The organism is Variovorax sp. PAMC26660, assembly GCF_014302995.1.
In the GTDB taxonomy this organism is placed as follows: Bacteria; Pseudomonadota; Gammaproteobacteria; order Burkholderiales; family Burkholderiaceae_C; genus Variovorax.
In genome coordinates this window covers 1,263,820-1,287,509 of sequence record NZ_CP060295.1, presented here as the reverse complement: position 1 = coordinate 1,287,509, position 23,690 = coordinate 1,263,820, and the positions used below count along the sequence as shown (strand labels likewise).

23 protein-coding genes and 3 tRNA genes are annotated in these 23,690 nt (G+C 65.3%); 13 read left to right on the top strand and 13 right to left on the bottom strand.

Annotated features, from left to right (window positions below; genetic code table 11):
* The first annotated feature begins 15 nt into the window (after positions 1-15).
* From H7F35_RS06145 to greB, 6 genes are all read left to right on the top strand, one after another.
* Positions 16-990 carry a Bug family tripartite tricarboxylate transporter substrate binding protein gene (locus H7F35_RS06145; protein ID WP_187112051.1) on the top strand — a complete coding sequence of 325 codons (975 nt, stop codon included), beginning with the start codon at positions 16-18 and terminating at the stop codon, positions 988-990.
* Between the two features lie 3 nt (positions 991-993).
* Positions 994-2,175, top strand: coding sequence for a CaiB/BaiF CoA transferase family protein (locus H7F35_RS06140; RefSeq protein WP_187112050.1), 1,182 nt, complete (start codon positions 994-996; stop codon positions 2,173-2,175).
* Positions 2,172-2,930, top strand: a complete 759-nt coding sequence (locus H7F35_RS06135; protein WP_187112049.1) for an enoyl-CoA hydratase — start codon at positions 2,172-2,174, stop codon at positions 2,928-2,930. The genes H7F35_RS06140 and H7F35_RS06135 overlap by 4 nt, the downstream gene beginning before the upstream one ends.
* Positions 2,931-2,974: 44 nt before the next feature.
* Positions 2,975-3,051: transfer RNA gene (locus H7F35_RS06130), tRNA-Arg, on the top strand.
* A 117-nt stretch (positions 3,052-3,168) separates the two neighbouring features.
* A tRNA-Arg gene (locus tag H7F35_RS06125) sits at positions 3,169-3,245 on the top strand.
* Positions 3,246-3,302: 57 nt separating this feature from the next.
* A complete protein-coding gene (gene greB / locus H7F35_RS06120; RefSeq protein WP_187112048.1) occupies positions 3,303-3,881 on the top strand; it encodes a transcription elongation factor GreB in 579 nt (192 codons plus the stop codon).
* Between the two features lie 15 nt (positions 3,882-3,896).
* On the opposite strand, the gene H7F35_RS06115 is transcribed toward greB, so the two are convergent.
* The 4 genes from H7F35_RS06115 to H7F35_RS06100 form a co-directional block, all read right to left on the bottom strand.
* Complete coding sequence (locus tag H7F35_RS06115; protein WP_187112047.1) at positions 3,897-6,152, bottom strand: RelA/SpoT family protein; 2,256 nt, start codon at positions 6,150-6,152, stop codon at positions 3,897-3,899.
* A gap of 93 nt (positions 6,153-6,245) precedes the next feature.
* Positions 6,246-6,449, bottom strand: a complete 204-nt coding sequence (gene rpoZ / locus H7F35_RS06110; RefSeq protein WP_021009011.1) for a DNA-directed RNA polymerase subunit omega — start codon at positions 6,447-6,449, stop codon at positions 6,246-6,248.
* 31 nt (positions 6,450-6,480) lie between these two features.
* On the bottom strand, positions 6,481-7,101 hold the full coding sequence (gmk, locus tag H7F35_RS06105; protein WP_093438679.1) for a guanylate kinase: 621 nt from the start codon (positions 7,099-7,101) through the stop codon (positions 6,481-6,483).
* Positions 7,102-7,112: 11 nt separating this feature from the next.
* The gene (locus tag H7F35_RS06100) at positions 7,113-8,036 is read right to left on the bottom strand and encodes a YicC/YloC family endoribonuclease (protein ID WP_187112046.1); all 924 of its coding nucleotides are present in this window, start codon (positions 8,034-8,036) and stop codon (positions 7,113-7,115) included.
* 91 nt (positions 8,037-8,127) lie between these two features.
* On the opposite strand from H7F35_RS06100, the gene H7F35_RS06095 reads away from it, so the two are divergent.
* The 6 genes from H7F35_RS06095 to H7F35_RS06070 all read left to right on the top strand — a co-directional run bounded on the left by H7F35_RS06095 (position 8,128) and on the right by H7F35_RS06070 (position 12,840).
* A complete protein-coding gene (locus H7F35_RS06095) occupies positions 8,128-9,135 on the top strand; it encodes a serine/threonine protein kinase (RefSeq protein ID WP_187112045.1) in 1,008 nt (335 codons plus the stop codon).
* Positions 9,136-9,142: 7 nt separating this feature from the next.
* Positions 9,143-10,048, top strand: a complete 906-nt coding sequence (locus tag H7F35_RS06090; protein ID WP_187112044.1) for a PP2C family protein-serine/threonine phosphatase — start codon at positions 9,143-9,145, stop codon at positions 10,046-10,048.
* Positions 10,049-10,084: 36 nt separating this feature from the next.
* Positions 10,085-10,816, top strand: coding sequence for a ribonuclease PH (gene rph, locus H7F35_RS06085; protein ID WP_187112043.1), 732 nt, complete (start codon positions 10,085-10,087; stop codon positions 10,814-10,816).
* Positions 10,817-10,861: 45 nt separating this feature from the next.
* Entirely contained in the window at positions 10,862-11,461 is a 600-nt protein-coding gene (gene rdgB, locus H7F35_RS06080; RefSeq protein ID WP_187112042.1) for an RdgB/HAM1 family non-canonical purine NTP pyrophosphatase, read from the top strand.
* Positions 11,461-12,723 (top strand): radical SAM family heme chaperone HemW, encoded by a 1,263-nt coding sequence (hemW, locus tag H7F35_RS06075; protein ID WP_187112041.1) that lies wholly within the window; start codon positions 11,461-11,463, stop codon positions 12,721-12,723. Before rdgB ends, hemW begins: the two co-directional genes overlap by 1 nt.
* Before the next feature lie 32 nt (positions 12,724-12,755).
* Positions 12,756-12,840: transfer RNA gene (locus tag H7F35_RS06070), tRNA-Ser, on the top strand.
* 238 nt (positions 12,841-13,078) lie between these two features.
* On the opposite strand, the gene H7F35_RS06065 is transcribed toward H7F35_RS06070, so the two are convergent.
* Genes H7F35_RS06065 through H7F35_RS06045 form a run of 5 tightly spaced genes read right to left on the bottom strand, consistent with a single transcriptional unit; the run spans position 13,079 to position 18,659 of the window.
* On the bottom strand, positions 13,079-13,963 hold the full coding sequence (locus H7F35_RS06065; RefSeq protein ID WP_187112040.1) for a LysR family transcriptional regulator: 885 nt from the start codon (positions 13,961-13,963) through the stop codon (positions 13,079-13,081).
* A gap of 3 nt (positions 13,964-13,966) precedes the next feature.
* Positions 13,967-15,427: an efflux transporter outer membrane subunit gene (locus H7F35_RS06060; RefSeq protein ID WP_187112039.1), complete on the bottom strand. Its 1,461-nt coding sequence runs from the start codon at positions 15,425-15,427 to the stop codon at positions 13,967-13,969.
* A complete protein-coding gene (locus tag H7F35_RS06055) occupies positions 15,424-16,404 on the bottom strand; it encodes an HlyD family secretion protein (protein ID WP_187112038.1) in 981 nt (326 codons plus the stop codon). Before H7F35_RS06055 ends, H7F35_RS06060 begins: the two co-directional genes overlap by 4 nt.
* Before the next feature lie 30 nt (positions 16,405-16,434).
* Positions 16,435-16,641 (bottom strand): DUF1656 domain-containing protein, encoded by a 207-nt coding sequence (locus H7F35_RS06050; protein WP_187112037.1) that lies wholly within the window; start codon positions 16,639-16,641, stop codon positions 16,435-16,437.
* On the bottom strand, positions 16,638-18,659 hold the full coding sequence (locus tag H7F35_RS06045) for an FUSC family protein (RefSeq protein WP_187114167.1): 2,022 nt from the start codon (positions 18,657-18,659) through the stop codon (positions 16,638-16,640). The genes H7F35_RS06050 and H7F35_RS06045 overlap by 4 nt, the downstream gene beginning before the upstream one ends.
* A gap of 264 nt (positions 18,660-18,923) precedes the next feature.
* Here H7F35_RS06045 and H7F35_RS06040 point away from each other — a divergent pair, with 264 nt between their 5' ends.
* A complete protein-coding gene (locus tag H7F35_RS06040) occupies positions 18,924-19,718 on the top strand; it encodes an AraC family transcriptional regulator (RefSeq protein WP_187112036.1) in 795 nt (264 codons plus the stop codon).
* A gap of 21 nt (positions 19,719-19,739) precedes the next feature.
* On the opposite strand, the gene H7F35_RS06035 is transcribed toward H7F35_RS06040, so the two are convergent.
* Genes H7F35_RS06035 through H7F35_RS06020 form a run of 4 tightly spaced genes read right to left on the bottom strand, consistent with a single transcriptional unit; the run spans position 19,740 to position 23,667 of the window.
* A complete protein-coding gene (locus H7F35_RS06035; protein ID WP_187112035.1) occupies positions 19,740-20,615 on the bottom strand; it encodes a PhzF family phenazine biosynthesis protein in 876 nt (291 codons plus the stop codon).
* 37 nt (positions 20,616-20,652) lie between these two features.
* Positions 20,653-21,192, bottom strand: a complete 540-nt coding sequence (locus H7F35_RS06030; protein WP_187112034.1) for a transporter substrate-binding domain-containing protein — start codon at positions 21,190-21,192, stop codon at positions 20,653-20,655.
* A 35-nt stretch (positions 21,193-21,227) separates the two neighbouring features.
* Positions 21,228-22,418, bottom strand: coding sequence for an NAD(P)/FAD-dependent oxidoreductase (locus tag H7F35_RS06025; RefSeq protein WP_187112033.1), 1,191 nt, complete (start codon positions 22,416-22,418; stop codon positions 21,228-21,230).
* 46 nt (positions 22,419-22,464) lie between these two features.
* A complete protein-coding gene (locus H7F35_RS06020; protein WP_187112032.1) occupies positions 22,465-23,667 on the bottom strand; it encodes an NAD(P)/FAD-dependent oxidoreductase in 1,203 nt (400 codons plus the stop codon).
* Between the last annotated feature and the right edge of the window lie 23 nt (positions 23,668-23,690).

Sequence of the window (23,690 nt, the reverse complement as noted above, 5' to 3'; positions counted from 1 at the left end):
CTGAGGACGAAAAGAATGAGACGCCGAGACTTCATTGCGGCCAGTGCCGCCGGGCTGGCCGCGCCCTGGGCCCTGGCCGCCACCGAATTGCCCAAGGGCATCGTCAAGATCTACGTGGGCTGGGCGCCCGGCGGCGGCACCGACGTGTTCGCCCGCATCGTGGGCCAGAAGCTTTCGGAACTGTGGGGCCGCGCGGTGGTCGTCGAGAACAGGCCCGGCGCAACCGGCTCCCTGGCGGCGGATTTCTTTGCGCGGACCCGGTTCACCGAGGGCGTGAATCTGCTGATGGCCCACGTCAACACCCACGCCATTTCGCCGCACATCTTCAAGGGCATCACCTACGACCCGCTGAAGGACTTCGTGCCCGTCGCCATGGTCGGTGCCACGCCGCACATCCTGGTGACCAGCGCCAGGAATTCGGCCGCATCGATCAAGGAGGTGGTCGCGCAGTGCAGAAAGAACCCGGGGCAGATCAGCTTCGGATCTTCCGGTGCGGGATCGGTGCAGCACCTGGCGGCCGCGATGTTCAACATGGCCGCCGACGTCAAGAGCATCCACGTGCCCTACAAGGGGTCGGGCCCGATGCAGACGGACCTGATCGGCGGGCAGATCGACTACAGCTTCGACACCATGACGGCGGCCACAGCCCAGGTCAAGGCCAAACGGATGACGGGCATCGTCCAGACCCGTCTGCAGCGGGCCAAGGGCTTCCTGGAATTGCCGACGATGGACGAGCAGGGCTTCAAGGGCTTCGATGTCTCCAGCTGGTATGGCGTGGTCGGCCCCAAGGACATGTCGCGGGACCTGGCCCTGCAGATCAACGCCGACATCAACAAGGTGCTGGCGTTGCCGGATGTCGTGACGCGCTTCGATGGCTATGGCGTGGAGGACGGCGGCGGTTCCGTCGACAAGTTCGCTGCCTTCATGGCCGCGGAGTTCAAGAAATGGGGCGACGTGGTGCGCACCGCCAAGATCACCGAAGAGGGCTGAGAAATGAACGACGCACGACAACTGCCGTTGAAGGGCATCCGGGTGCTGGACGTGAGCCAGGTCATGGCGGGGCCATTCGCCTGCATGCTGCTGGCCGACCTGGGGGCCGATGTGATCAAGGTCGAGCCGCCGAGCGGGGATCAGACGCGCGGCGCCATGGGCTTCAAGATGAAGGGGCCGGACAGCATGGGCTTCCTGAACATGAATCGCAACAAGCGCTCGCTGACGCTGGACCTCAAGGACGAGGAGGACCGCGCGTCCTTCTACAAGCTGGCCCAGACCGCCGACGTGATCGTCGAGAACTACCGCCCCGGCGCGGTGCAGCGATTGGGCATCGACTACGAGTCGATCAAGAAGATCCATCCCAGGATCGTGTACGTCAGCATCTCCGGCTTCGGCCAGAGCGGCCCCTGGGCTGACCGGCCGGGCTTCGACCTGATGGCGCAGGCCATGTCCGGCGTGATGAGCGTGACCGGCTATGCCGGCGAGAAGCCGGTCAAGGCCGGCGTGCCCGTGGCCGACATCGGCTGCGCGCTGTTTGCCACCTACGCGCTGTTGGCCGCCTACATCGGCGCGCAGAAGTCGGGCGTGGGCCAGCACATCGACGCCTCGCTGTTCGACGCGGCGATGGCCTTCTCGATCTGGGACATGTCCGAGTACTGGGGCACGGGCGTGCCGCCGGCACCGCTGGGCACCAGCAACAAGATGAGCGCGCCCTACCAGGCCGTCAAGGCGCGTGACGGGTACTTCGTGATGGGCGCGACCAACCAGAAGCTCTGGACGCGGCTGTGCGAACTGCTGCAGCGGCCGGACCTCGTCCAGCATCCGGACTACGCCAGCGTCTCGCTGCGATTGAAGAACCGCGAGGCACTCATCGAGGTGCTGGAAGGGGAGTTCGGCAAGCGGAAAAGCGGCGACTGGATCGACGCCATGCTCGCTGCCGGCATCCCCGCCGGGCCCATCCTGTCGTATCCGGAAGCCTTCGAAGGCGAGCACGGCACGCACCGCCGCATGTGCATGGAGATCGACCATCCGATCGAGGGCAAGGTCAAGAACATCGGCTTTCCCGTCAAGCTGCTGGGTACGCCCCAGCAGGTGCGCAGGCATCCGCCGCTGCTGGGCGAGCACAACGATGAAATCATGGCGGAGATCAACGCGTCGGCCGACACGACGATGGCCGCATGAGCTCTGCTGAATGCGTGCAGCTTGGCGTTCATGCGTCGGGCGTGGCCGAGATCGTGATTCATCGGCCCGAACGCCACAACGCGATGACGCGGGAGATGTACGAGAGGCTGCTGGAGCACATCGGCGCGTGTGCGGGCCGCTCCGCGGTGCGCAGCGTGCTGTTCAAGGGGGCGGGGGGCAAGTCGTTCGTCTCGGGCACGGACATCAGCCACTTCAAGGATTTCCGCGAGGGCCGCGACGGCATCGCCTACGAGGCCTTCGTGGAGCGCGTCATCGATGCGGTCGAGCGCATCGCCGTGCCCACTGTCGCGGTGGTTGACGGCTGGGCGGTGGGTGGGGGGCTTGCTCTGGCAACAGCCTGTGATTTCCGGGTCTGCAGCGAGGCATCGCGTTTCGGCGCGCCCATTGCCAAGACGCTGTCCAACACCTTGTCGTCGCGCAACATCGCGCGGCTGCTGGCTGCGCTGGGCACGCCGCGCGTCAAGAGGATGCTGCTGCTCGCCGACTACATGACGGCACAGGAAGCGCTGGCCTGCGGCTATGCGCATGCCGTTTGCGCCCCGGGCGAGCTGGATGCCGCCGCCCATGCGCTGGCGCAGCGGCTCATGGCGCTGTCGCCGGTCACGCACAAGGCCGCCAAGGAGAGCATCCGCCGCATCGTCGTCGAGCAGCGCTTGGACGACGACGACCTGATCGAGGAGGTGTATGGCAGCCAGGCGTTTCGCGACGGGGTGGCTGCCTTCACCGGCCGGTGACGGTTTCGGCCCGTCGCGCGCACGATGCTATAATCGTGGGCTTAGCGGCTGTAGCTCAGTTGGATAGAGTACTTGGCTACGAACCAAGGGGTCGTGGGTTCAATTCCTGCCAGCCGCACCACCTCTCGAAAATGCCCGAAGGATTTGTCCTTCGGGCATTTTTCTTTTTCGCCTCCCTGTCTATTCGACCCGCCAAGTTGAAGAAGGTCGAAAAAAGCGGGCTATAATTGCAAGCTGTGCGGCTGTAGCTCAGTTGGATAGAGTACTTGGCTACGAACCAAGGGGTCGTGGGTTCAATTCCTGCCAGCCGCACCACTACAAGGAAAGCCCGCAACGAAAGTTGCGGGCTTTTTTCATTTGGAGGGTTCTGCGTTGAGCAAGGCATTCACCAAGGAAACCGACACCGACGGGGATGACGATGGCGCAGATGGCGGCGCCTTGCCTGCATTGCCCGCAGGCAGCAAGAACTACATCACCCCGGAAGGCTATGTCCGGCTGCGCGACGAATTGCTGCAGTTGATGGACGAGGAGCGCCCCAAGGTCGTCGAGGCGGTGCATTGGGCCGCCAAGAACGGCGACCGCTCCGAGAACGGCGACTACCTTTACGGCAAGAAGCGCCTGCGGGAGATCGACCGGCGCATCCGCTTTCTCACCAAGCGGCTTGAAATTGCGGAAATCACCGACCCGTCGGTGCATCACGGTCGCGATCAGGTCTTCTTCGGCGCCACGGTTCGCTATGTGGACGAGACCGGCGACGAGCGAAGCATCACGATCCTCGGCGTCGACGAAGCCGAAAGCGCCAAGGCGCAAGTCAGCTGGATCTCGCCGATTGCGCGGGCGCTGCTCAAATCGCGCGAAGGCGATGTGGTGAAGCTGGTGACGCCCGGTGGGACGCACGAAGTGGAGATTCTTTCGGTGAGCTATCCGGCGCCACGTCCGGCCGAGGCGTAGCGCACTGGGGCTTCCTCAGGAAGCGGGAATCGTCCTTGCCGCGGTCAGCACCGATGCGGTTCGCCGCGCGGCGCGCAACACGGCATCCAGATGCGTACGGTCTCGCACGGCGATCACGAACCGCAGGTCGGTCGAATCCTGCGGCGTTTCATCCGCCATTTCCACGTGCGTGATGTCGGCTTCTGCATCAGCCAGCGTGGCTGCGACCCGCGCCAGCACGCCCTTGTCGTTGCGCACGGTGATCACCACGCCGGTCTCGAAGGCGCGCGTGGGTTCGTCCGCCCACTCGACGGCGAAGAAGCGCTCGCTGTCCTTGTTGCGCAGGCGCTGGCCCACGCCGCAATCTTCGGTGTGAACCACGAGGCCTTCGCCGTGCCCGAGGTAGCCGACGATCTGGTCGCCGGGAATAGGACGGCAGCACAGCGCAAAACGAACCGATGAGTTTTCGCTGCCATCGAGCGTGACCGCGCCCTGCGACACGGTTTCGTGCGAGATGAAGCGCTCGCGGCTCAGCAGCAGCGCATCGGGCCGTTCGCCCAGCTCGGAAAGCAGCGCCATCAGCCGTTTGGCGACGATGCTCGCGATGCGCTTGCCCAGGCCGATGTCGGTCAGCAGCTCGGAACGGGTGCGGTTGCCGGTGAAGCGCAGCAGCTTTTCCCACAGCGACTGATGCTCTTCGTCTTCCTCCGGCAACTTGCTGAGACCTTCGGCGCGCAGCGCCTGCGCAAGCAGCTTTTCACCGAGACCTTCGGATTCGGCATGCGCCAGGGTCTTCAGGTAGTGACGGATCTTGGAGCGCGCCCGGCCGGTTCGCACGAACCCGAGCCAAGCCGGATTGGGCGTTGATACCGGCGCGGTGATCACTTCGACCACGTCGCCGTTCTTGAGCTCGGTGCGCAGCGGCACCTGGTCGCCGTTGATGCGCGCGGCCGAGGTGTGATCGCCGATGTTGCTGTGGATGGCGTAGGCGAAGTCGACCACCGTGGCACCGCGCGGCAGCGCCATGATCTGGCTCTTGGGCGTGAAGACATACACCGCATCGGGAAACAGGTCGACCTTGACGTGGTCCCAGAACTCGGCGGCGTCGCGCGTTTCGTCCTGGATGTCGAGCAGCGACTGCAGCCACTTGGTGCCCAGCCTGTCGTTGCTCGCCGCATTCGGTTCGGCCGCCTTGTAGAGCCAGTGCGCTGCCACGCCGGATTCGGCCACCACGTGCATCGCCTCGGTCCGCAACTGGAACTCGACGCTCACGCCGGCCGGGCCTACCAGCGTGGTGTGCAGCGACTGGTAGCCGTTGAGCTTGGAGATGGCGATGTGATCCTTGAACTTGCCCGGCAGCGGCTTGTACATCTGGTGAAGGATGCCGAGGCCGGTGTAGCAGGCGATCACGTTCGGCACGATCAGGCGGAAGCCATAGATGTCGGTCACCTGGGCAAAGCTCAGGTGTTTTTCTTCCATCTTTCGGTAGATGGAATAGAGCGTTTTCTCGCGTCCTGCGATCCGCAGCGTCATGCTGGCGGCCGAGAAGGCTGTCTCGACCTCTTTCTGTACTTTCTGGATCAGGTCGCGACGTCGCCCGCGCGCCTTGGCCACGGCCTTGGACAGCGTGGCGTAGCGCCAGGGCTTGAGGTGCCGGAACGACAGTTCCTGCAGTTCGCGGTACGTCTGGTTCAGCCCGAGCCGGTGCGCGATGGGGGCGTAGATTTCGAGCGTTTCGCGCGAAATGCGAGCCCACTTTTCACGCGGCGCATCGGCCAGCGTGCGCATGTTGTGCGTGCGGTCGGCCAGCTTGACCAGGATGACGCGCACGTCGCGCGCCATGGCCAGCAGCATCTTGCGGAACGACTCGGCCTGGTTTTCTTCGCGGGTGTTGAACTGCAGCTTGTCGAGCTTGGTGAGCCCGTCGACCAGTTCGGCGACCGGGGCGCCGAAGCGCTCGATCAGTTCGGGTTTGGTGACGCCGCAGTCTTCGATCGCGTCGTGGAGCAGGGCGGCCATCAGCGCCTGCGCATCGAGCTTCCATTCGGCGCATTGCGCCGCCACGGCGATGGGGTGCGTGATGTACGGCTCACCGCTGTTGCGCAATTGGCCCAGATGGGCTTCGTCGGCGAAGCGGTAGGCGCGGCGGACCAGCTCGGTATCTTCGGGACTCAGGTAGTCGAGGCGTGCCGTCAATGCCGCAAAGCTTGCGGCGGCCGCGTTCAGCGCCGCCGGACTCGGCTTCGGCGTGCCCGTGGGGGCATGGGACTGATGTTTGGCGACCGCGCTCATGGCTACCACTTTAGCGTGACCGCTCTATAGACGCGTCCAGACATAAAAAAAGCACCGCTTTGCGGTGCCTTTTCGTTGCAGGGCTGCGTCAGATCAGCCCGGCACCTTCTTGAGCATTTCGATGCCGATCTTGCCTTCTGCGATTTCGCGCAGGGCGGTCACGGCGGGCTTGTTCTTGCTCTCGATCTTGGGCGCGTGGCCTTGGCTCAGCATGCGCGCACGGTAGGTGGCGGCCAGAACGAGCTGGAAGCGGTTCGGGATCTGCAGCAGACAATCTTCGACGGTGATGCGGGCCATGATGAGTATCTTTCGGTCGGTGAGCGGGAAATCAGGGGATGTTCAGTGCGGCGAAAGTGTCGGCACGTGCACGGCGCTGTGCAGAGTACCGAAGCCGCTGAGCGTGGACGATCGCCTTGAGATCGAAAAGCGCGCGCTCAAATAACTCGTTGATTATAACGAAGTCGAATTCCCCCGCCCTGGCCATCTCTTCTGCGGCGTTTTTCAGGCGCAGTTCGATGACCGAGGCGCTGTCTTCGCCGCGCCGTTCGAGCCGGGAGCGCAGTTCTTCCCAGCTGGGCGGCAGGATGAAGATCATGACCGCGTTGGCAAAGGTCTTGCGGATCTGCAGCGCACCCTGGAAGTCGATTTCGAGGATCACGTCGGCCCCCTGGGCGATCCGCTCCTCGATGGCCCGCTTGGAGGTGCCGTACCGGTGGCCGTGCACATGCGCCCATTCCACGAAGCCATCCGCCGCGATCAGGGCGTCGAACTCGGGAGGCGAGGCAAAAAAGTACTCGCGCCCGTGCTTTTCCTGCCCGCGGGGCGGCCGCGTGGTGTGCGACACAGAGGGCTGGACGGCCGAGTCGAGCTCCATGAGCGCCTTGACCAGGCTCGATTTGCCAGCGCCGCTGGGCGCCGCGACCACGAAGATGTTGCCGGGGTAATCCATTCTTTCGCTCGTCATTCGATGTTCTGGACCTGCTCGCGCATCTGCTCGATCAGGACCTTCATGTCCACGCCGATCCGCGTGAGCTCCAGGGCTGCCGACTTGGAGCCCAGGGTGTTGGCCTCGCGATGCAGTTCCTGGATCAGGAAGTCCAGGCGCTTGCCGATTTCGCCGCCCTTCTTGAGCAGCCGCTCGATCTCGTCGAGGTGCGAATTCAGGCGGGTGAGCTCCTCGGCCACGTCGATGCGGATGGCGAAGGCCGTGGCCTCGGTCAGCGCGCGGTCTTGTGCCGCCTCGGGCAGCGTGCCGCCCGTGCCGGCGGTCAGGCCCATGGCCTCCTGCCAGCGTTCCAGGAAACGCGTTCGCTGTTGTTCGACCAGTTGCGGTATGAGCGGCCCGGCCTGCTGCACCAGGGTGCGCAACTGGCCCAGATGGGCGTCGAGCATCTTGGCCAGCCGGGCGCCTTCGCGCTGGCGGGCGGACATCAGGCCTTCGAGTGCCTTGCCGGCGACGTCGATCAGGTCGGCGCCCCAGTCGCCGCGGGCGGCACTGTCGCCACCGGCCAGGCGCAGCACGTCGGCCACGCTGAGGTCGCGGGCGCTGGGCAACCAGGCCTTGATGCTGTCCTGCACGCCGTTGAGCCGCTGGAGCAGCTTGACGGACGGCTCGACGACACCCGCCTGGGCGGTGTTCTCGATGGCTGCTCGCACTTCGACCTTGCCGCGCTTGAGCTTGCCCGTGAGCAACTCGCGCAGCGCAGTTTCATGCTGGCGCAGTTCCTCCGGCAACTTGAAAGTCAGGTCGAGGAAGCGGCTGTTGACCGAGCGGATTTCGACCCCGAGTCGGCCCGCGGAGGAGGGCCGTGCTTCGGCTTCGGAGTGGCTGCCTGCGGACCCGTTTTGGCCGCTGGCGTAGCCGGTCATGCTGTAAACTGGCATTGCGCCTCACTGTGGTTTTGCTTGCATGCACCGAGGCGTCGGCACGGCGTTCGCTTGCCGCACCATCGCCTTCGGGCGAAACTCCCGGATTATGTCAAAGGTCAAGCCTTCGCCCCTGTTGCCCGATACGGTCATTGGCGGTTACCGCGTTGTTCGCCGGCTTTCTGCGGGCGGTTTTGGTGTTGTTTACCTCGCCATCGACCCCAGCGGACAGCAGGTTGCCATCAAGGAATACCTGCCTTCTTCGCTGGCCACCCGCGGGCCCGGCGAGCTGAATCCGCAGGTTCCGCCCGAAAAACTCTCCCTCTACCGGCTGGGACTCAAGAGTTTCTTCGAGGAAGGCCGCTCGCTCGCGCAGATCTCGCATGCCTCGGTGGTCAGCGTGCTCAATTTCTTTCGCGAGAACGAAACCGTCTACATGGTCATGAACTACCTGGAGGGCGCGACCCTGCAGGACTTCGTGGTCACGGCGCGCGATCTGAAGCGCCAGAAGGTGTTTCGCGAATCGACCATCCGCTCGCTCTTCGACGAAATCCTGCGCGGCCTGCGCATCGTCCACCAGTACAAGATGCTGCATCTGGACATCAAGCCGGCCAATATCTTCGTCACCGACGACGACCGCGCCGTGCTGATCGATTTCGGCGCCGCGCGCGAAGTGCTCAGCAAAGAGGGCATCTTCATCCGCCCGATGTACACCCCCGGCTTTGCCGCCCCCGAGATGTACCGGCGCGATTCGTCGATGGGCCCCTGGACCGACATCTACGCCATCGGTGCCTGCATCTACGCCTGCATGCAGGGCTACCCGCCCAACGACGCCCCGAGGCGCATCGAGAAAGACCGGCTCAGCCTCTCGCTGTCGCGCCTGCGCGGCGTGTACTCCGACAACCTGATCGAAGTGGTCGAGTGGTGCATGTCGCTCGACCCGCTGTCGCGCCCGCAATCGGTTTTTGCGCTGCAAAAGGAACTGAGCCGCGAGGGCGAGCGCCGCTACACCAAGCTCACGGTCGGCGAGAAAGTGCGCCTGTCGATCGACAACATCCGTTCCTTCGACAAGAAGAGCCTGCCCAAGGCCGTCGCACCCACAACCCGCCCCGCATGACGACGACATGAAATTTTCCGTCTTCCAGGTCAGCCGCAAGGGCGGCCGTGTCAAGAACGAGGACCGCATGGGCTATTGCTACACGCGGGAATCGGGCCTGTTCGTGCTGGCCGACGGCATGGGCGGCCACCCCGAAGGCGAAGTCGCGGCCCAACTGGCGCTGCAGACCATCGCCGCGCTCTACCAGCGCGAAGCCCGCCCGACCGTGAAGGACGTGAAAGCCTTCCTGGCCGAATCGGCCATGGCCGCGCACCAGCAGATCATGCGGTACGCCAGCCACAAGGCCATGCTCGACACCCCGCGCACCACCGTCGTCGCGGCCGTGCTCCAGGGCACCACCGCCACGTGGATGCATTGCGGCGACTCGCGCCTTTATGTCGTGCGCGATGGCCGCCTGCTGACCCGCACGCGCGACCATTCGCATGCGGAACGTCCCAAGCCGCATGGCTCGGACGCGCCGGTCAATCGCAACCTGCTGCTGACCTGCTTGGGCTCGCCGACCACGCCGCTGTTCGACATTTCGGCGCCGCTGCAACTGCAGCGCGGCGACCGCCTCATGCTGTGCTCCGACGGCGTCTGGGGCGTGCTCGACGATGCACTGATCGTGCACACGCTCTCCTCTGGCAAGCCGGTGTCGGACGCCGCGCCCGACCTCGCCGAGATGGCGCTGCGCAAGGGGGGCGCCCACAGCGACAACGTGACCCTCATCGCGCTCGAATGGGAAATGCCGGACAGCGCCGGCGAAGACCACGGCATTTCCACCGAGACCATCACCGACGGCGTATTTGCCTCGACCATCCAGGCCGGCATGCCCTCGGACAGCGAGATCGACGACCTCGATGAAGACGCCATCGAGCGTTCCATCGCCGAGATCAACGAGGCCATCCGCCGTTCAGCCGCGCGCAAGACCTGAGCGCGCCTTTCTTTCTTTTCTTTCCAGTTTCAAAAAATGACTGCTTTCACACGAAGCGGCGGCCGTGCCGCCGACCAGTTGCGCCCCGTGCGCATCACCCGCGGTTTCACCATCCACGCCGAAGGCTCGGTGCTCATCGAGTTCGGCCAGACGCGCGTGCTGTGCACCGCCTCGGTCGAAGAGAAGGTGCCGCCGCACAAGAAGGGCAGCGGCGAAGGCTGGGTGACGGCCGAATACGGCATGCTGCCGCGCGCCACCCACACCCGCAGCAGCCGTGAGGCGGCCAAGGGCAAGCAGACCGGCCGCACGCAGGAAATCCAGCGCCTCATCGGCCGTTCGATGCGCGCCGTGTTCGACCTCGCCGCGCTCGGCGAACGCACCATCCACCTCGACTGCGATGTGCTGCAGGCCGACGGTGGCACCCGCACGGCCGCCATCACCGGCGCCTTCGTCGCCGCGCAGGACGCGGTCAACAAGCTGATTGCCGCTGGCACCCTCAAGGCCTCGCCCATCAAGGGCCACGTGGCCGCCATCTCGGTGGGCATCGTCGACGGCACGCCGCTGCTCGACCTTGAATACACCGAAGACTCGACCTGCGACACCGACATGAACGTTGTCATGACCGGCGCCGGCCACTTCGTCGAAGTGCAGGGCACAGCCGAAGGCGTGGCCTTCACCCGCGACGAAATGAACCTTCTGCTCGGCTTGGCCGAAAAGGGCATCGGCGACCTCGTGATCCTGCAGCAGCAGGCGTTGCTATCGAATTAATAGCTACTGACGCACGTCGCACGTGCGTCACAGCCACTTTGACTTATGAAACTGGTTCTGGCTTCCAACAATGCGGGCAAGCTCGCCGAACTCCAGCAGCTGTTTGCCGAGCTGGCCGTCACGCTGGTGCCGCAATCGGCGCTGGGCGTGGGCGAGGCTGAAGAACCTTTCCGTACCTTTGTAGAGAACGCGCTGACCAAGGCGCGTCATGCCAGCGCGGCCACCGGCCTGCCGGCCATTGCCGACGACGCCGGCCTGTGCGTCGATGCCTTCGGCGGCCTGCCGGGCGTCGACACCGCGTTCTACGCCACGCAGTTCGGCTACGCCAAGGGCGACGCCAACAATGTGAAGGCGCTGCTCGAGCAGCTCGACGGCGTGGTCAACCGCCGCGCCGCGCTGGTCAGCACGCTGGTTGCGCTGCGCAGCCACGACGACCCTGAGCCGCTCATCGCCGTCGGCCGCGTGGTCGGTGAAATCGCGCTGGCACCCGTGGGCGACAACGGCTTCGGCTTCGACCCCGTGATGTACCTGCCGACCTTTAGCAAGACCTTCGCCCAACTGTCGTCCGAGGTCAAGAACGCCAACAGCCACCGCGGCCGCGCCGCGCAGGCGATGCTGGCGTTGATGCGCGAGCGCTGGCTGTAATGGCCACCATCTTCCCGATCCAGCCGGCGCAGTCCACAGGTGCGCCACAGGCCAATGACGTGCTGCACTGGATGCGGCCCGGTCCGTTGCAACTGGCCGCGCTGCCGCCCCTGTCGCTGTACATCCACCTGCCGTGGTGTTTGCGCAAGTGCCCGTACTGCGACTTCAACTCCCACGAATGGCGCGCGACCAGCGCGGCTGATGCGGAAGGCATTCCCGAGGCCGCCTATATCGATGCGCTCGTGGCCGATCTCGATGCTGCGCTGCCGCTCATTTGGGGCCGCGCCGTCCACACCATCTTCATCGGCGGCGGCACGCCGAGCCTGTTCTCGCCGCAAGCCATCGACCGCCTGCTGGGCGACGTGCGCGCGCGCCTGAAGCTCGCGCCCGACTGCGAGATCACGCTCGAGGCCAATCCCGGCACCTTCGAGCGCAACCGCTTTCGCGCCTACCGCGCGGCAGGCGTCACGCGCCTGTCGGTGGGCGTGCAGAGCTTCAACGACGACCACCTGAAGGCCCTGGGCCGGGTGCACGACCGTGCCCAGGCCATCGCTGCCCTGGAAGAGGCAGCCAGCGCTTTCGACACCTTCAACCTGGACCTGATGTACGCGCTGCCGGGCCAGACGCTCGAAGACCTCGACGCCGACCTCTCGCAAGCGCTGGCGCTGGCGCCGCCGCACATTTCGGTCTACCACCTCACCATCGAGCCCAACACCTGGTTCGCGAAGTTTCCGCCGACGCTGCCCGAGGACGACATCGCCTACGCCATGCTCGACCGTATCACCGAGCGGACCGGTGCCAACGGCATGTCGCGCTACGAGGTGTCGGCCTATGCGCGCGACGGCCACAGCTGTGCGCACAACCTCAACTACTGGCAGTTCGGCGACTACCTGGGCATTGGCGCAGGCGCGCACAGCAAGCTGAGTTTTGCGCACCGCATCGTGCGGCAGGTGCGCTATCGCGAGCCGCGCCTGTACATGGAGAACGCGCGTGCCGGCGCGGCTGTGTCGCAAAGCGATGAAGTGGCGCTGGCCGACCTGCCGTTCGAGTTCATGCTCAATGCACTGAGACTGAAGGCGGGCTTCACGCTGCCGCAGTTCAGCGAGCGCACGGGGCTCGCGATGACGTCTATCCAGCGCGGAATGGAAGAGGCGGAACGCAAAGGCCTGCTGGCGCGCGACCTGTTTCGCGTATGGCCCACCGAGCGCGGGCTGGATTTTCTGAGCGACCTGCAGACGCTGTTCTTGCCCGATGAAGATTGAGGTCTTGCCGGCGGCTTAGAATCGTCGGCTCCGGAGAGTTGGGTGAGTGGTTTAAACCAGCAGTCTTGAAAACTGCCGACGAGAAATCGTCCGTGAGTTCGAATCTCACACTCTCCGCCGCCAACCCAGTATCCATGCGGGTTTGCGGGCAGTACGGTCTTTTACCCCCCTTTCTTTGTTGCACTCAGTTGGACTGTTTTGGCCCGCTTTGTACAAGCACGGCTGTGTATCAGCACCAGCCCCGGGGCTACGGCCTGACGCTTATTAAAGTGTTGATTGGGTCAGAGATCGGCGGAATTCAACACGGTATCTACGACGACGCCTTCGCATGCTCCGTTTACTCAGGGAGTGAAATTCAACAGCCTGCGGGCGACGTCAAAAATTCGAGAAACGCCCGCAGCGCAGCGCTCTTGTGACTGCGATGCGGATACGTCGCATACAACCAGATCGTCTGCGGCATTGCGTCTTTCAAAACCGGCACCAGCGCACCGGAACCCAGATGCGCCTTGGCCAGTACTTCGGGAACGCATGTGACGCCCAGCCCCTTGACCGCCAACGCAATCAAAGGAGCGGCATCGTCCGCATCCAGGCGACTGCGCACGGATACGTAGTGTGTTTTTCCATCGACGACAAAGGGCAGCCGGGGTGACGCATCCCAAAGGGAGTACGTCAGGACGTCGTGTTTCGCCAGATCTTCCGGCTTCGACGGCATTCCCCGGCGAGCCCAATATTGCGGAGATGCACAAAGAACCAGCGGAACCGGTCGAAGCTTGCGAACGATGACGTCCCTGTCCTCGATGGGGCCGATACGCAGGGCCACATCGATGGCGCCCTTCACCAGGTCGTCATCGCGATTGCTGAGATGGATGCTCACGTGAACATCCGGATGGCGAGCGATGAAATCCTCGATGTTCCAGCCAAGCACACTCAGCGACAAACCGTGCGGCGCAGCCACCTTCAGTCGCCCTCGCGGGTGTGCTGCGAAGTCCGACAACTCCGTGCGCGCATCCTGAATAAGACTGAAGAGGGGCGTCAACCGCTGTGCCAGCGTTTGCCCGGCGTCGGTCGGTGTCACTGAACGCGTTGATCGGTTCAGAAGCCGGACCCCCACATCTTTTTCCAATTGCGCCACGCTCTTGGTGACGCTGGCCTTGGAGATTTGCAACGCAATGGCCGCCTGCGTGAAGCTCTTGCGGGCGATGACCTCTCTGAAGACTCTGAGCTGCTGCAAGTCGTCCATCGTCTACGGCGCAGCCTTGGCGACGACCGCGCCGGTTTCCCAGCCGCCTCCCAGCACCATGAACACGGCGCATTGATCGTCGGCGAGCTGGGCGGCCGATTCCGCAAGGGCCGCTTCGCTGGCTGCCAGCGTGCGCATGGCATCCAGCGCGTCAAGTTGTGCGGTCTTGCCGGTGACATAGAGCTGGCGCGCCTGCCGGGCCACAGTTGCGCTCTGGTCGCGTGCAGCGGCCAGCGCGGCGTGGCGGTCCAGTTCCCGGGCGTAGGCGTCGAGCGCAGTTTCCACTTCCCGCAGAGCCCTCAGCACAGTGCCGTCGAAGTGCGCGGCAGCCATCCGCGTGCCGGACTCGGCCTGCGCGATGCGCGCCTGGGCGACACCGGTGCTGGGCAACGTCCAGCTGATCAGCGGGCCCAGGCTGTAGCTAAGGGATTCACGGTTGCCGAACTTGTTCAGGAAGCCTGCGGAGCCGGCCGACAGGCCCAGGACGACCTTGGGGTAAAGCTCGGCCGTCGCCACGCCGATGCGGGCGGTCGCGGCGGCCAGGCTGCGCTCGGCCTGGCGCACGTCGGGCCGGCGACGCAACAGGGCGGCCCCGTCGCCCACCGGCAGCAGGCCGGCTACGCGGGGCGGCTGATCGCAGGCGGCCACTTCGGGAGGGAAGTCGCGCGGTGCCTCGCCGGTGAGGGTGGCCAGCCGGTACAACGCGTTCTGGCGCAGCGCCTGCAGGGGTGGGAGCGATGCGCGCAGCAGTTCCAGCTGGGCGCGTGCGCGCGCGGTGTCGATCTCTCCGACCTTGCCCGCTTGCTGCAGCCGTTGCGCAAGCTGGACCGCTTCTTCCTGCAGTCGCACGGACTCACGCGTGCTGCGCAAGCGCAAGCCGCTGGCGCAGACTTGCGCATAGGCCCGCGCCGTGCTGCCGGCGACGTTGACGCGCACCAGGTCGACCGCCGCCTGAGCGGCGCCGCTGCCGGCCTCAGCCGCTTCGATGGCTCGGTGCAGTTGGCCGAACAGATCGAATTGGTAGGACAGCGTCGTGGCCGCGCTGTACGTGAAGCGGCTGGGTGGCTCGTAGTCCCTTTGCACGAGCGTCAGCCCGGAGACGTGGCCAAACCCCGGGCCGCCACTGAGGCCCACCGTCGGCTTCTGCGACCCGCGGACCTCGGCCTGCAGCGCCTGGTCGCGCTCGAAGTTGGCGACAGCCTGCCGCAGATCGGTGTTGTGTTCAAACGCTTGGGCCACGAGCGCATCCAGCCGTGGGTCCTGGTACAGCTGCCACCAGTTCGGCGGAAGGGCCGTGTCTGCCGCTGCGCCGCTGCCGGATTGGAACGGACCCGCAGAGGTTGCCTGGGCGGCCGAGAGCGGCGCTGGGGCGACATAGTCCGGCCCGACTGGCGAGTGGGCACAGCCGGCCAAGAGTGCGCCCGCCGCCGTGCCGACGGCCAGGAGACGATGCAGGGGGCTCATCCTCGGGGCTCCTGCAGGCGTGCCGTGGCGGCGGCTGCGGAAGCGCCGAGCACCTGCACCGTGACCGTCTGGCCCGCCACCAGGCGGGTGCCCGTGGGCATCGGATCCAGCTTCACGCGCACCGGCACGCGCTGCGCCAGCCGCACCCAGTTGAACGTGGGATTGACGCTGGGAAGCAGGTTGGCTCCGGTGCTGCGGTCGCGATCTGCAATGCCGGCGGCGATGCTCTCCACCGTGCCCTCGAGCGCGTCGGCGTCCATGGGCGTCACGCGCACGCGGTCGCCCAGGTGGATGCGAGCCAGCTTGTTTTCCTCGAAGTAGCCCTCGACATAGAGCGAGCCGGCGTCCACCAGCGCCATGACGGGATGGCCCGCGCTCGCGTAGGCGCCCTGTCGAAGGTCGAGGTTGGTCACCAGGCCGGAGGTGGGGGCGCGCACTGCCGTGCGCTGCAGGTTCAGCCGCGCGGTGTCCAGGGCGACCTGCGCTTGCCGCAGTGCCGCTTCGGCCGACTGGAGCGCGCCCTTTGCCTGGTCGGCCCGCAAGCGCGACTGCTCGCGAGCCTCCTGCGAGATCAAGTCACCCAGGCTTGCATTGCGAGTGCTTTCGCGCTGTGCCTGCGCGAGCGTGACCCGCTGGTTGCCGACCGCAATGACCTGCGTGGCAACGGCAGCCTCGGCCTGCTGCTCGGCCAATTCGAAGCGGGCCCTGTCCACTGAAAACAGCAGCGCGCCGGCGGCGACGGACTGGTTGTCCTGCACCGCCACATTGGCCACCATGCCGGACACGTCAGGCGCTACCTGCACGACATTGGCCCGCACGCGTCCGTTGCGGGTCCACGGGGCCAGCTCGTAGTGGTCCCACAGTTGCCAGCCGGCCCAGCAGGCGGCGGCGACGATCAGCAGTGTCACGAACAGGCGAACGATCGGGTGGGCGCTGCGCGAAGCCCAGGCGGGGGAAGGAAGGGCGTGAGATTTCATAGAGAGGGCACGGAATGCGGAGATCGGAAATCAGGTGGCGAGGGCGCCGGTGAGACGGACCAGGGCGTAGAGCAGCAGGACGTACAGCGCCAGGTCGAACAGTGCGGGGTGCCATACCCACCGATAGACACCGGCCAGAGCCAGCAGGCGGCGCACCGCCCAGGAACATGCCAGCGCGCCGCCTGCCAGCGGCAACAGCCACGGCAGGTACACGCCGTGAAAACTCATGTCGATCATGGGTGGAGTCCGGTCGGAGCCGTTGGAAAAAGATTGCGCCGAAGACCCACAAGGGCGGCGATGGCCGGGCGGCCGCCGTCGCCATCGAGGGCGTCGAGAAGCAGCCGATCGATTTGTGGCAACAGCAGCGCATGGCTCGCTGGCGTGCCCGCCACCTGGGCGTGGAAGACCCTGGCCAATTCCGTCAAGAGGCGGTTGAGGGGCTCGGCCGGAAGGCGTCGGCGCTGCTGCTGCAAGGCAACGATGTCCGCACCCATGCGCAGTTCGCTCTGTGTTTGCCGGGCAGTGGCCTGGGCTTCCTTGCCGTCGCCAGGCGCCGTTCGCGGCGCCAGCAACGAGATCCGGTCCAGCATCCGGCCCGCGTAGGCGTCGCGGGCGGACGCGTCCTGCGGACGAGTCGCCAGCTCGGCCAGATCGCGCCAGGTCGCACGCCGTATGCGCCGGGCACTCCAGTCGCTCCCGACGCTGCGCACGAGGGCGGTCACGCGGGCTGCGACCAGAGCCCCCACGAACAGGGCGAGGTTCGATGTGATGACGCTCACCAGGTCGGCATTGGCGGTGTCGTGCAAGGCGAGCGTTCCGGCCACGCCGAAGAACATGCCCATGGCCGCCAGTGAACTGGCCGGCCGCGCCATGTAGCAGCCAACCACCACGAAGAACGGCGCGATGCACAGCGCCAGCATGCCGAAGTCGCGTGCCAGCGGTATCACTGCCAGCACGCAGAACACGGACACCGGCAATGACCACAGCAAGGCGACGATGAACTTGTGCATGGCCGGCACCGGGTTGTCCATGGTGGCGAAGAAGCTGCAGAAGACGGCTGTCGACATGGCCGCGGCCGACCCCGAGGGCCAGGCCGTGGCAATCCAGAACGCACAGCATGTGCAGGTGGCCAGCACGGCAGTGATCGCCGAGCGCAACGCGAGCCCTCTGTCCAGGTGGAGCACCCGTTGGCCGAGCGCCGCGGTACGCCGCGGCGGCATTGCGCCTCCGGCCAGGCCGACGTCGATGTCGCCGCGCAGCGCCATGCATGCGCGCCAGCCGGCAACCAGCTCGTCGAGACGGGTAGCCAGGTCGACGCGCAGTGCACGCGTCCACGGTGAAGCCGCCGGTCCGTCCGCCAGGGCGAGAAAGGCGGCGCGGGTTTCTTCCATCGCTGCGCCTGGCGCCTGTGGATCGAGCCAGCCGGTGTGCCGCGCAAGGGCCGAGGCGATGTCGTCGGGCACCGCACCCGTGGTGGCCGCCAGTGCTTCGAGCCGGTCCTCCACCGCCGACAGCGTGGGCGTGAGCGCGGCGATGCGGTCCTGCATGGTGCGGATGGCGCCCGCCGTCCAGCGCAGGTTGCCGGTGTCGAAGGGCACATGGGTGGACAACAGGCGCAGTTGAGTGATCTCCAGCGCCAGCCGTTGGCGGTCGGCGGCGATGCGCTCGCTGCCCGCATCGCCGGGGCCATCGCCCAGCAGGTCGCCCAGCCATCGGCGCGCGTCGCCGAGTGCGCGATCCATCACCCCGAGCAGGGAGGGCCCCAGGCCTTGCGGCAGCACGATGCTGTGGACCAGAGTGGCGCACAGGATGCCCAACCCGATCTCCTCCACCCGCGCCACGGCCGTGTCGAACATCGCCGCGGGCGCTTCCACCAAAGGAAAGCCGATGATCGCGGCCGAGTAGCCAGCCAGCATGAAGACGTAGGAGCGTGCGCTTCGGTCCAGCATCGAACAGTAAAGGCAGATGCCCGTCCAAAGTGCCAAGGCCAAGGAGAGCAGTTCCGGCGATGCAGACAGCGACGGGACCAGCACGACCGTGGCTGCGCACCCCAGCAAGGTGCCCCCGAACCGATAGAGCGCCTTCGAGCGCACGTTGCCGGCCAGAGGGTGGGCCACGATGTACGCGGTCATGAAGGCCCAGAAGGGGCGGGGCAGGCCGGCCCGGCTGGCCACGTACAGCGCGAGCATCGCGGCCGTGAAGCTCTTGAGGGAGAAAAGCAGTTCCTGGCGCGAGAAACGAGGCAGCGCCATCATGCGGCGTTGCCGGGATGGCACGACGACTTCGCCGAGCCGTCGCTTTCCCTGTTGCGAATCGATTTCATGCGCCCATGCTAGGCACCGGTGCACGCATCGGGAATTGCATTCCTGGCCGAATGATTTCTCTTTTCGGCCATCGTGAAGTTGGAGTCAGCGAGGCAAGAAAGAGGAGGGCGGCAAGCGGCTGGCCTGTGCAAATAAACTAACGCGAATGTGCGGGCCGCGGGTTCGCACGCGCACCAACGATCCATTTCGGAGACCATGCAACGCCCAGTGTTCGGCCGGCAAGATTTCGACTACAAGCCCTCGGTGCCGGTCGTGGCGCTTCGCGTGGATGTCCAGGCGCGGGAGCACGAAATTCCGATCCACCAGCACGAGTCGGGGCAACTCGTGATCGCGCTGCGTGGCGCCGTGACTTGCGACGTGCCGGGTGCGCTCTGGATGGTTCCGCCGCAAGCGGGCGTGTGGATTCCGGGAGGAACGCCGCACAGCAATCGCAGCACGGCGAATGCCGTTCTTTTCTTCCTGTTCATTGCGCCGGGCGCGGCCGCCTTGCCCGCGAGATGCTGCACGCTGCGGCTCAGCCCGATGCTCAGCGAGATGATCCAGTACCTGGCGGGCCTTCCACCCACCTACGAGCCGGGCAGCGCGACGGATCGGCTGGCGCATGTGTTGCTGGACCAGCTTTGCACCATGCCTGCCGAGGAACTTTTCCTGCCGATGCCCCAGGATGCGCGGCTTCGAAGAATCTCGCAGGCCATCACGCTGGACCCTTCCGATCGCAGAACGCTGAGCGACTGGGCCCACGAACTCGCCACCAGCGAGCGGACCTTGAACCGGCTGTGCACTGCACAGACCGGCCTGAGCTTCGGCCGCTGGCGTCGGCAACTGCACATGATCGTGGCGCTTCGGGAGTTGTCCGGTGGAGCGACTGTCCAACAGGTGGCCTATGACCTGGGGTACGAGTCTCCTTCTGCCTTCATCACGATGTTCAAGAAGGCATTCGGAAAGCCTCCGGCAACCTATATCAGCGACCGACTGAGGGTTGAGAACTAATACATGCGGTCCTTGGCGGATCTAGCCCAGCATCGAACCATCGATGCACGTCACGCAGGAACCACCGATGAAAACGCCGCCCTTCGAATCGACATTCACTGCGATGCGGCCATTGCGGCCCACGCAGCGCCCCTGGGTGGCGACGTAATCCTTGCCGCCGGAAGGCAGCAGGCCTCGCGCCCACAGGAACGCGGCCACGCTGCCATTGCCGCTCCCGCACACGGGGTCTTCATTCACGCCGGAAGAGGGGGCGAAGGTACGCACTTCTATCGCGGCATCTCCGGACGGGTGCGGGCCGAACACCGTGAGCCCGGTGACGCCCAGGCGACGCTCCAGTTCAGCCAGCCTCGCGAGATCCGGACGCAGACCGATCACTGCGTCCGCATCCTCGAGCTGCGCAATGATCCAGATCGGACCTACGGTCACGATGCCCGGCTCGACCTTCACCTTCAGTCTGCGTCCGACAGCGGCTTCCAGATCGTTCAGGTCCGCATCCCGCAAAGCGGCGATCCGCGCCGGCGGCAGCTCGAAGCTCAGGCGACGCTCTTTACCAATGTCCGAGACGGTCAACGCGACCAGGCCCATGCCGCACTCCTGGACCAGCCGACCGTTGTCACGAGGTGTCGCGCGTCCGGCTTCAAGGATGGCATGGGCACTCCCAAGTGTTGGATGACCCGCAAACGGCAGCTCACTGCGGGGCGTGAATATCCGCAGGCGATAGTCCGCATCCCGCGACGACGGGGGAAGCACGAAGGTCGTCTCGGAGAGGTTGGTCCACCCGGCAATGGCTTGCATCTCCTGGGTGTCGATCCCTTCGGCGTCGAGAATCACCGCGACGGGATTGCCCATGAAAGGCCTGGAGGTGAACACATCAACCACTTTGTAGGATCTTTTCATTTGTTCCTTTCGATGTTCATGATGTTCAAGGCCGAACCTAAGCTGACTGGCTTGTGACCACACCATCGATCTCGCTGGCCTCGATACCGTACTTTGCCATTCGCGCGCGATGGTCGGCCGTTCCGAGGTACGCACGAAGTTGCTTGTTCACCGCCTGCACCAGATCGCGGTTTTCCTTGTTGAAGGAGAAGCCTCCTGCAGGGATGCGTCCATCGGGGCTCTTCTCATGTGCAACGGCCTCAAGCGGCTTGTTGGCAGCGGCGAGCGCGCGGTTGCCCACGGCCGTGGCGGCATAGGCGTCGACCTTTCCAGACAAGAGCGCTGCCACCGCCGAAGGCTGATCATTGAACAGCACGATCTGGCTGTCAGTCGCTCCAGAGGACGTTGCGGCATCGATCTGTATGGTGCCGCCGACAACGCCCAACCGCGCATCGCTGCGCGCAGCGAGCGCCTTGTAGCCTGTCAGCGCCTTGGGATTGCCCCGGGCCACGAGGAACCCATCTCCGAGCGCCCAGACCGGCTCGCTGAACGCGACCAGCCTGGCGCGCTCGGGTGTCACGAAGATCGGCACATTCATATCACGGGCTGCCCGAGATGGTCGTCCAATCGCTGCTACTGCGCGGCGGGGTAGTGCAGCGTGGCGATGGGCGCGAAGTCGCTCACTGACTTGTTGAGCAAGCGGTCGGGTGGGTAGTCCTTCAGCAGGGCATCGCGCTTTTCTTCCACGAGTTCCTGGGCGACCAGGCGTCCCAGCATCGGTCCCAGGGTCATGCCGCTGTGGGTTGCGACCACGTAGGCGCGTTGCCGCGGGGTGATGAATCCCACGGCGGGCAACCCGTCCGCGGGCCGCGAGCGCTGGCCCACCGACAGGTTGTCGAGCCGTGCGTGCGCGGTGTTGTGAAACGTGCGCCGCAGCCGCGCCAGCATTTCCTGCCCGATGAGCCCGTCCGTCGACGCCTGGTAGGCCGGGTCTGCCCGGTCGTCGAGGTCAGGCGTCTGCAGCAGCAGCCTGCCGCCGCCGTCCGGGCGGAAATTCATCTCCGGCGTGATGAGATTGGCACGCAAGCGAACGTACAGCGCAGCGGTCAGCCCGAGGAATCCACATGCCCGCTTGTTGGGCTGGTTCGCGTCGATCATGGCCAGCGTGACACCGAGGCTGGCGGTCAGTGCCGGTGTCCATCTGCCGGTCGCGAGGACCACATGGGCACCGCTCCATGGTTTCCCTTCGGAGAGTTGAAGCGTCACGCCGTCGGGCCGCTCGTCGATGTCCAGCACATCGACGCCCTCATGCAGGGTGGCCCCGTGCTGGCGGGCTTCCGACCACAGGCGTGCGAGAAGCAGGGACGGGCAGAGCACCGCTTCAGATGGGAAATGCCAGATGTCTCCGCTGCGCGGATGGATGCGCAGCTCGGGAATCCGGCCCTGCAATGCGGTGCGAGAAATGCGCGCCGCAGGATAGTCGCGCGCCTGCAGCCCGAGTGCCCGCGCGCCAAGCCGCTCCTGCTGCAGCAGGTCGGCGGCCCATTCGTAGGTGCCGCACACATCCAGCCAGCGGGCTTCGGCCTGCTCCGATTCCTGAAGGGCCACGTGCTCGCGCATGCCTGCGCAGTTGAGCGCGTGGTAGCTGTCGGGATTCTTGCCGTTCGAATTGATCCACGCGAACGTCTTGCTGCTGGTGCCTGCACCCAGGTGCGTGCGCTCGAAGATCGACACCTGCGCGTTCAGCAGCGAGAGCGATCTGGCGACCGACAGGCCGATGATGCCGGCCCCGACGACCGCGATACGAAGTGGTGCCTGGGTCATGGCGAAGAAAGCAAGTCGATGGCGAACATCAACACAGCCGTGCAATTCATACGAACCTGTCCGGCCGGTATTTCCCAAGAATATCGATGCTGGCTCTTCCCACGATTTCTTGCGCCGCGTACTTCCCGATGATGGGGGCGAGCGTGATTCCGCTGTGCGTCGCAACGACGTACATGCCGTCGACGCCGGGCACGTTCCCGATCATCGGGAGGCCATCCATCGGCATCGGCCGGAAGCCGACCGTCACGCTCTTGATCTCTGCGTCGCGCAAGCCCGGCCAATACTTCGCGACCTTCAACTTCAGGCTTTGTGCGTGCATGTTCGCCAACTCCGCCGTCGGATGGCTCTTGAGTATTCCTGCATAGACCGGCTCATGAACCGGCGTCTTCGGCGGGCCGCCCACATAGATGGCCACGGCCTCGCCATTGGGCATCTGCTTGAATTCCAGTGCGCTGGAAAAATCGTAGACCATCTTCGTCACCGGCGCTATCGGCTTCGTGTGAATCTTCAGCCCGGGCGCCGTCTGCATCTTGATGTCCAGGCCAACCCTGGCCAACATGCCGGGCGTGTCTACACCGCAGGCTGAAACCACGTAGTCCAGGGCATACGCGCCCTTGGTGGTCTTGACTCCCTTCACGCGAGAGCCCTCCATGACAAGGGCTTCCACGGAACACGGGTAGACCAGCTTCACCCCCTTCCTCTTCGCGTAGGCGAGGATCCTGTTCGTCACTGCGACGGGGTCGATGTGCCCATCGTGGGGTAGGTAGAAGCCGGCTCTTGTTTCGCCTGGCGCCAGGTACGGGCAGAGTGCGGCGATCTCGTTTTCTGTCAGGTGCTTCGGCTGCGCCCCGGTATCCTGAAGCGCGTTTCCCCGCTTGTTCAGGTCCTTCGCCTTCTCTTCGCTGTCCGTCCAACTGACCGATCCACCCCAGATCACACCCAGCCCCAACTTCGCATCCAGGCGCTTCCATTCCTGCATGCTCTGAAGGCGCAGATCCCGGTAGTGCGTGTTGACCGTGCTGGGATTGATCCAGGCAAGAGAGGCCTTCGTCGCCCCCGAGGCCGGCTCCTGCTTTTCGAACACCACGACATCCGCGCCCGCTTCCGCCAGGCTGGCGGCAATCGACGCACCGATGATGCCCGCGCCGATCACACCGATTCGGAGCCTGGCGTTGGCAGAGAAGCCAAGGATCGGCAGGGCACCGGCCCCGATGCCCACGGCGTGGATGAAGTCTCGTCTCTTGATCATTTCAGTTACCTGTTCTGAAGGCC

Coding starts and splice junctions, on each gene's coding strand:
- H7F35_RS06045 (WP_187114167.1), bottom strand. CDS start 18,659: ATGATGGCGCTGCCTCGTTTCTCGCGCCAGGAACTGCTTTTCTCCCTC.
- H7F35_RS06145 (WP_187112051.1), top strand. CDS start 16: ATGAGACGCCGAGACTTCATTGCGGCCAGTGCCGCCGGGCTGGCCGCG.
- H7F35_RS06030 (WP_187112034.1), bottom strand. CDS start 21,192: ATGAATGTGCCGATCTTCGTGACACCCGAGCGCGCCAGGCTGGTCGCG.
- H7F35_RS06095 (WP_187112045.1), top strand. CDS start 8,128: ATGTCAAAGGTCAAGCCTTCGCCCCTGTTGCCCGATACGGTCATTGGC.
- H7F35_RS06035 (WP_187112035.1), bottom strand. CDS start 20,615: ATGAAAAGATCCTACAAAGTGGTTGATGTGTTCACCTCCAGGCCTTTC.
- gmk (WP_093438679.1), bottom strand. CDS start 7,101: ATGGATTACCCCGGCAACATCTTCGTGGTCGCGGCGCCCAGCGGCGCT.
- H7F35_RS06040 (WP_187112036.1), top strand. CDS start 18,924: ATGCAACGCCCAGTGTTCGGCCGGCAAGATTTCGACTACAAGCCCTCG.
- H7F35_RS06140 (WP_187112050.1), top strand. CDS start 994: ATGAACGACGCACGACAACTGCCGTTGAAGGGCATCCGGGTGCTGGAC.
- H7F35_RS06135 (WP_187112049.1), top strand. CDS start 2,172: ATGAGCTCTGCTGAATGCGTGCAGCTTGGCGTTCATGCGTCGGGCGTG.
- H7F35_RS06025 (WP_187112033.1), bottom strand. CDS start 22,418: ATGACCCAGGCACCACTTCGTATCGCGGTCGTCGGGGCCGGCATCATC.
- H7F35_RS06020 (WP_187112032.1), bottom strand. CDS start 23,667: ATGATCAAGAGACGAGACTTCATCCACGCCGTGGGCATCGGGGCCGGT.
- rdgB (WP_187112042.1), top strand. CDS start 10,862: ATGAAACTGGTTCTGGCTTCCAACAATGCGGGCAAGCTCGCCGAACTC.
- H7F35_RS06065 (WP_187112040.1), bottom strand. CDS start 13,963: ATGGACGACTTGCAGCAGCTCAGAGTCTTCAGAGAGGTCATCGCCCGC.
- hemW (WP_187112041.1), top strand. CDS start 11,461: ATGGCCACCATCTTCCCGATCCAGCCGGCGCAGTCCACAGGTGCGCCA.
- H7F35_RS06115 (WP_187112047.1), bottom strand. CDS start 6,152: ATGAGCGCGGTCGCCAAACATCAGTCCCATGCCCCCACGGGCACGCCG.
- H7F35_RS06055 (WP_187112038.1), bottom strand. CDS start 16,404: ATGAAATCTCACGCCCTTCCTTCCCCCGCCTGGGCTTCGCGCAGCGCC.
- H7F35_RS06100 (WP_187112046.1), bottom strand. CDS start 8,036: ATGCCAGTTTACAGCATGACCGGCTACGCCAGCGGCCAAAACGGGTCC.
- H7F35_RS06090 (WP_187112044.1), top strand. CDS start 9,143: ATGAAATTTTCCGTCTTCCAGGTCAGCCGCAAGGGCGGCCGTGTCAAG.
- H7F35_RS06060 (WP_187112039.1), bottom strand. CDS start 15,427: ATGAGCCCCCTGCATCGTCTCCTGGCCGTCGGCACGGCGGCGGGCGCA.
- rpoZ (WP_021009011.1), bottom strand. CDS start 6,449: ATGGCCCGCATCACCGTCGAAGATTGTCTGCTGCAGATCCCGAACCGC.
- H7F35_RS06050 (WP_187112037.1), bottom strand. CDS start 16,641: ATGATCGACATGAGTTTTCACGGCGTGTACCTGCCGTGGCTGTTGCCG.
- rph (WP_187112043.1), top strand. CDS start 10,085: ATGACTGCTTTCACACGAAGCGGCGGCCGTGCCGCCGACCAGTTGCGC.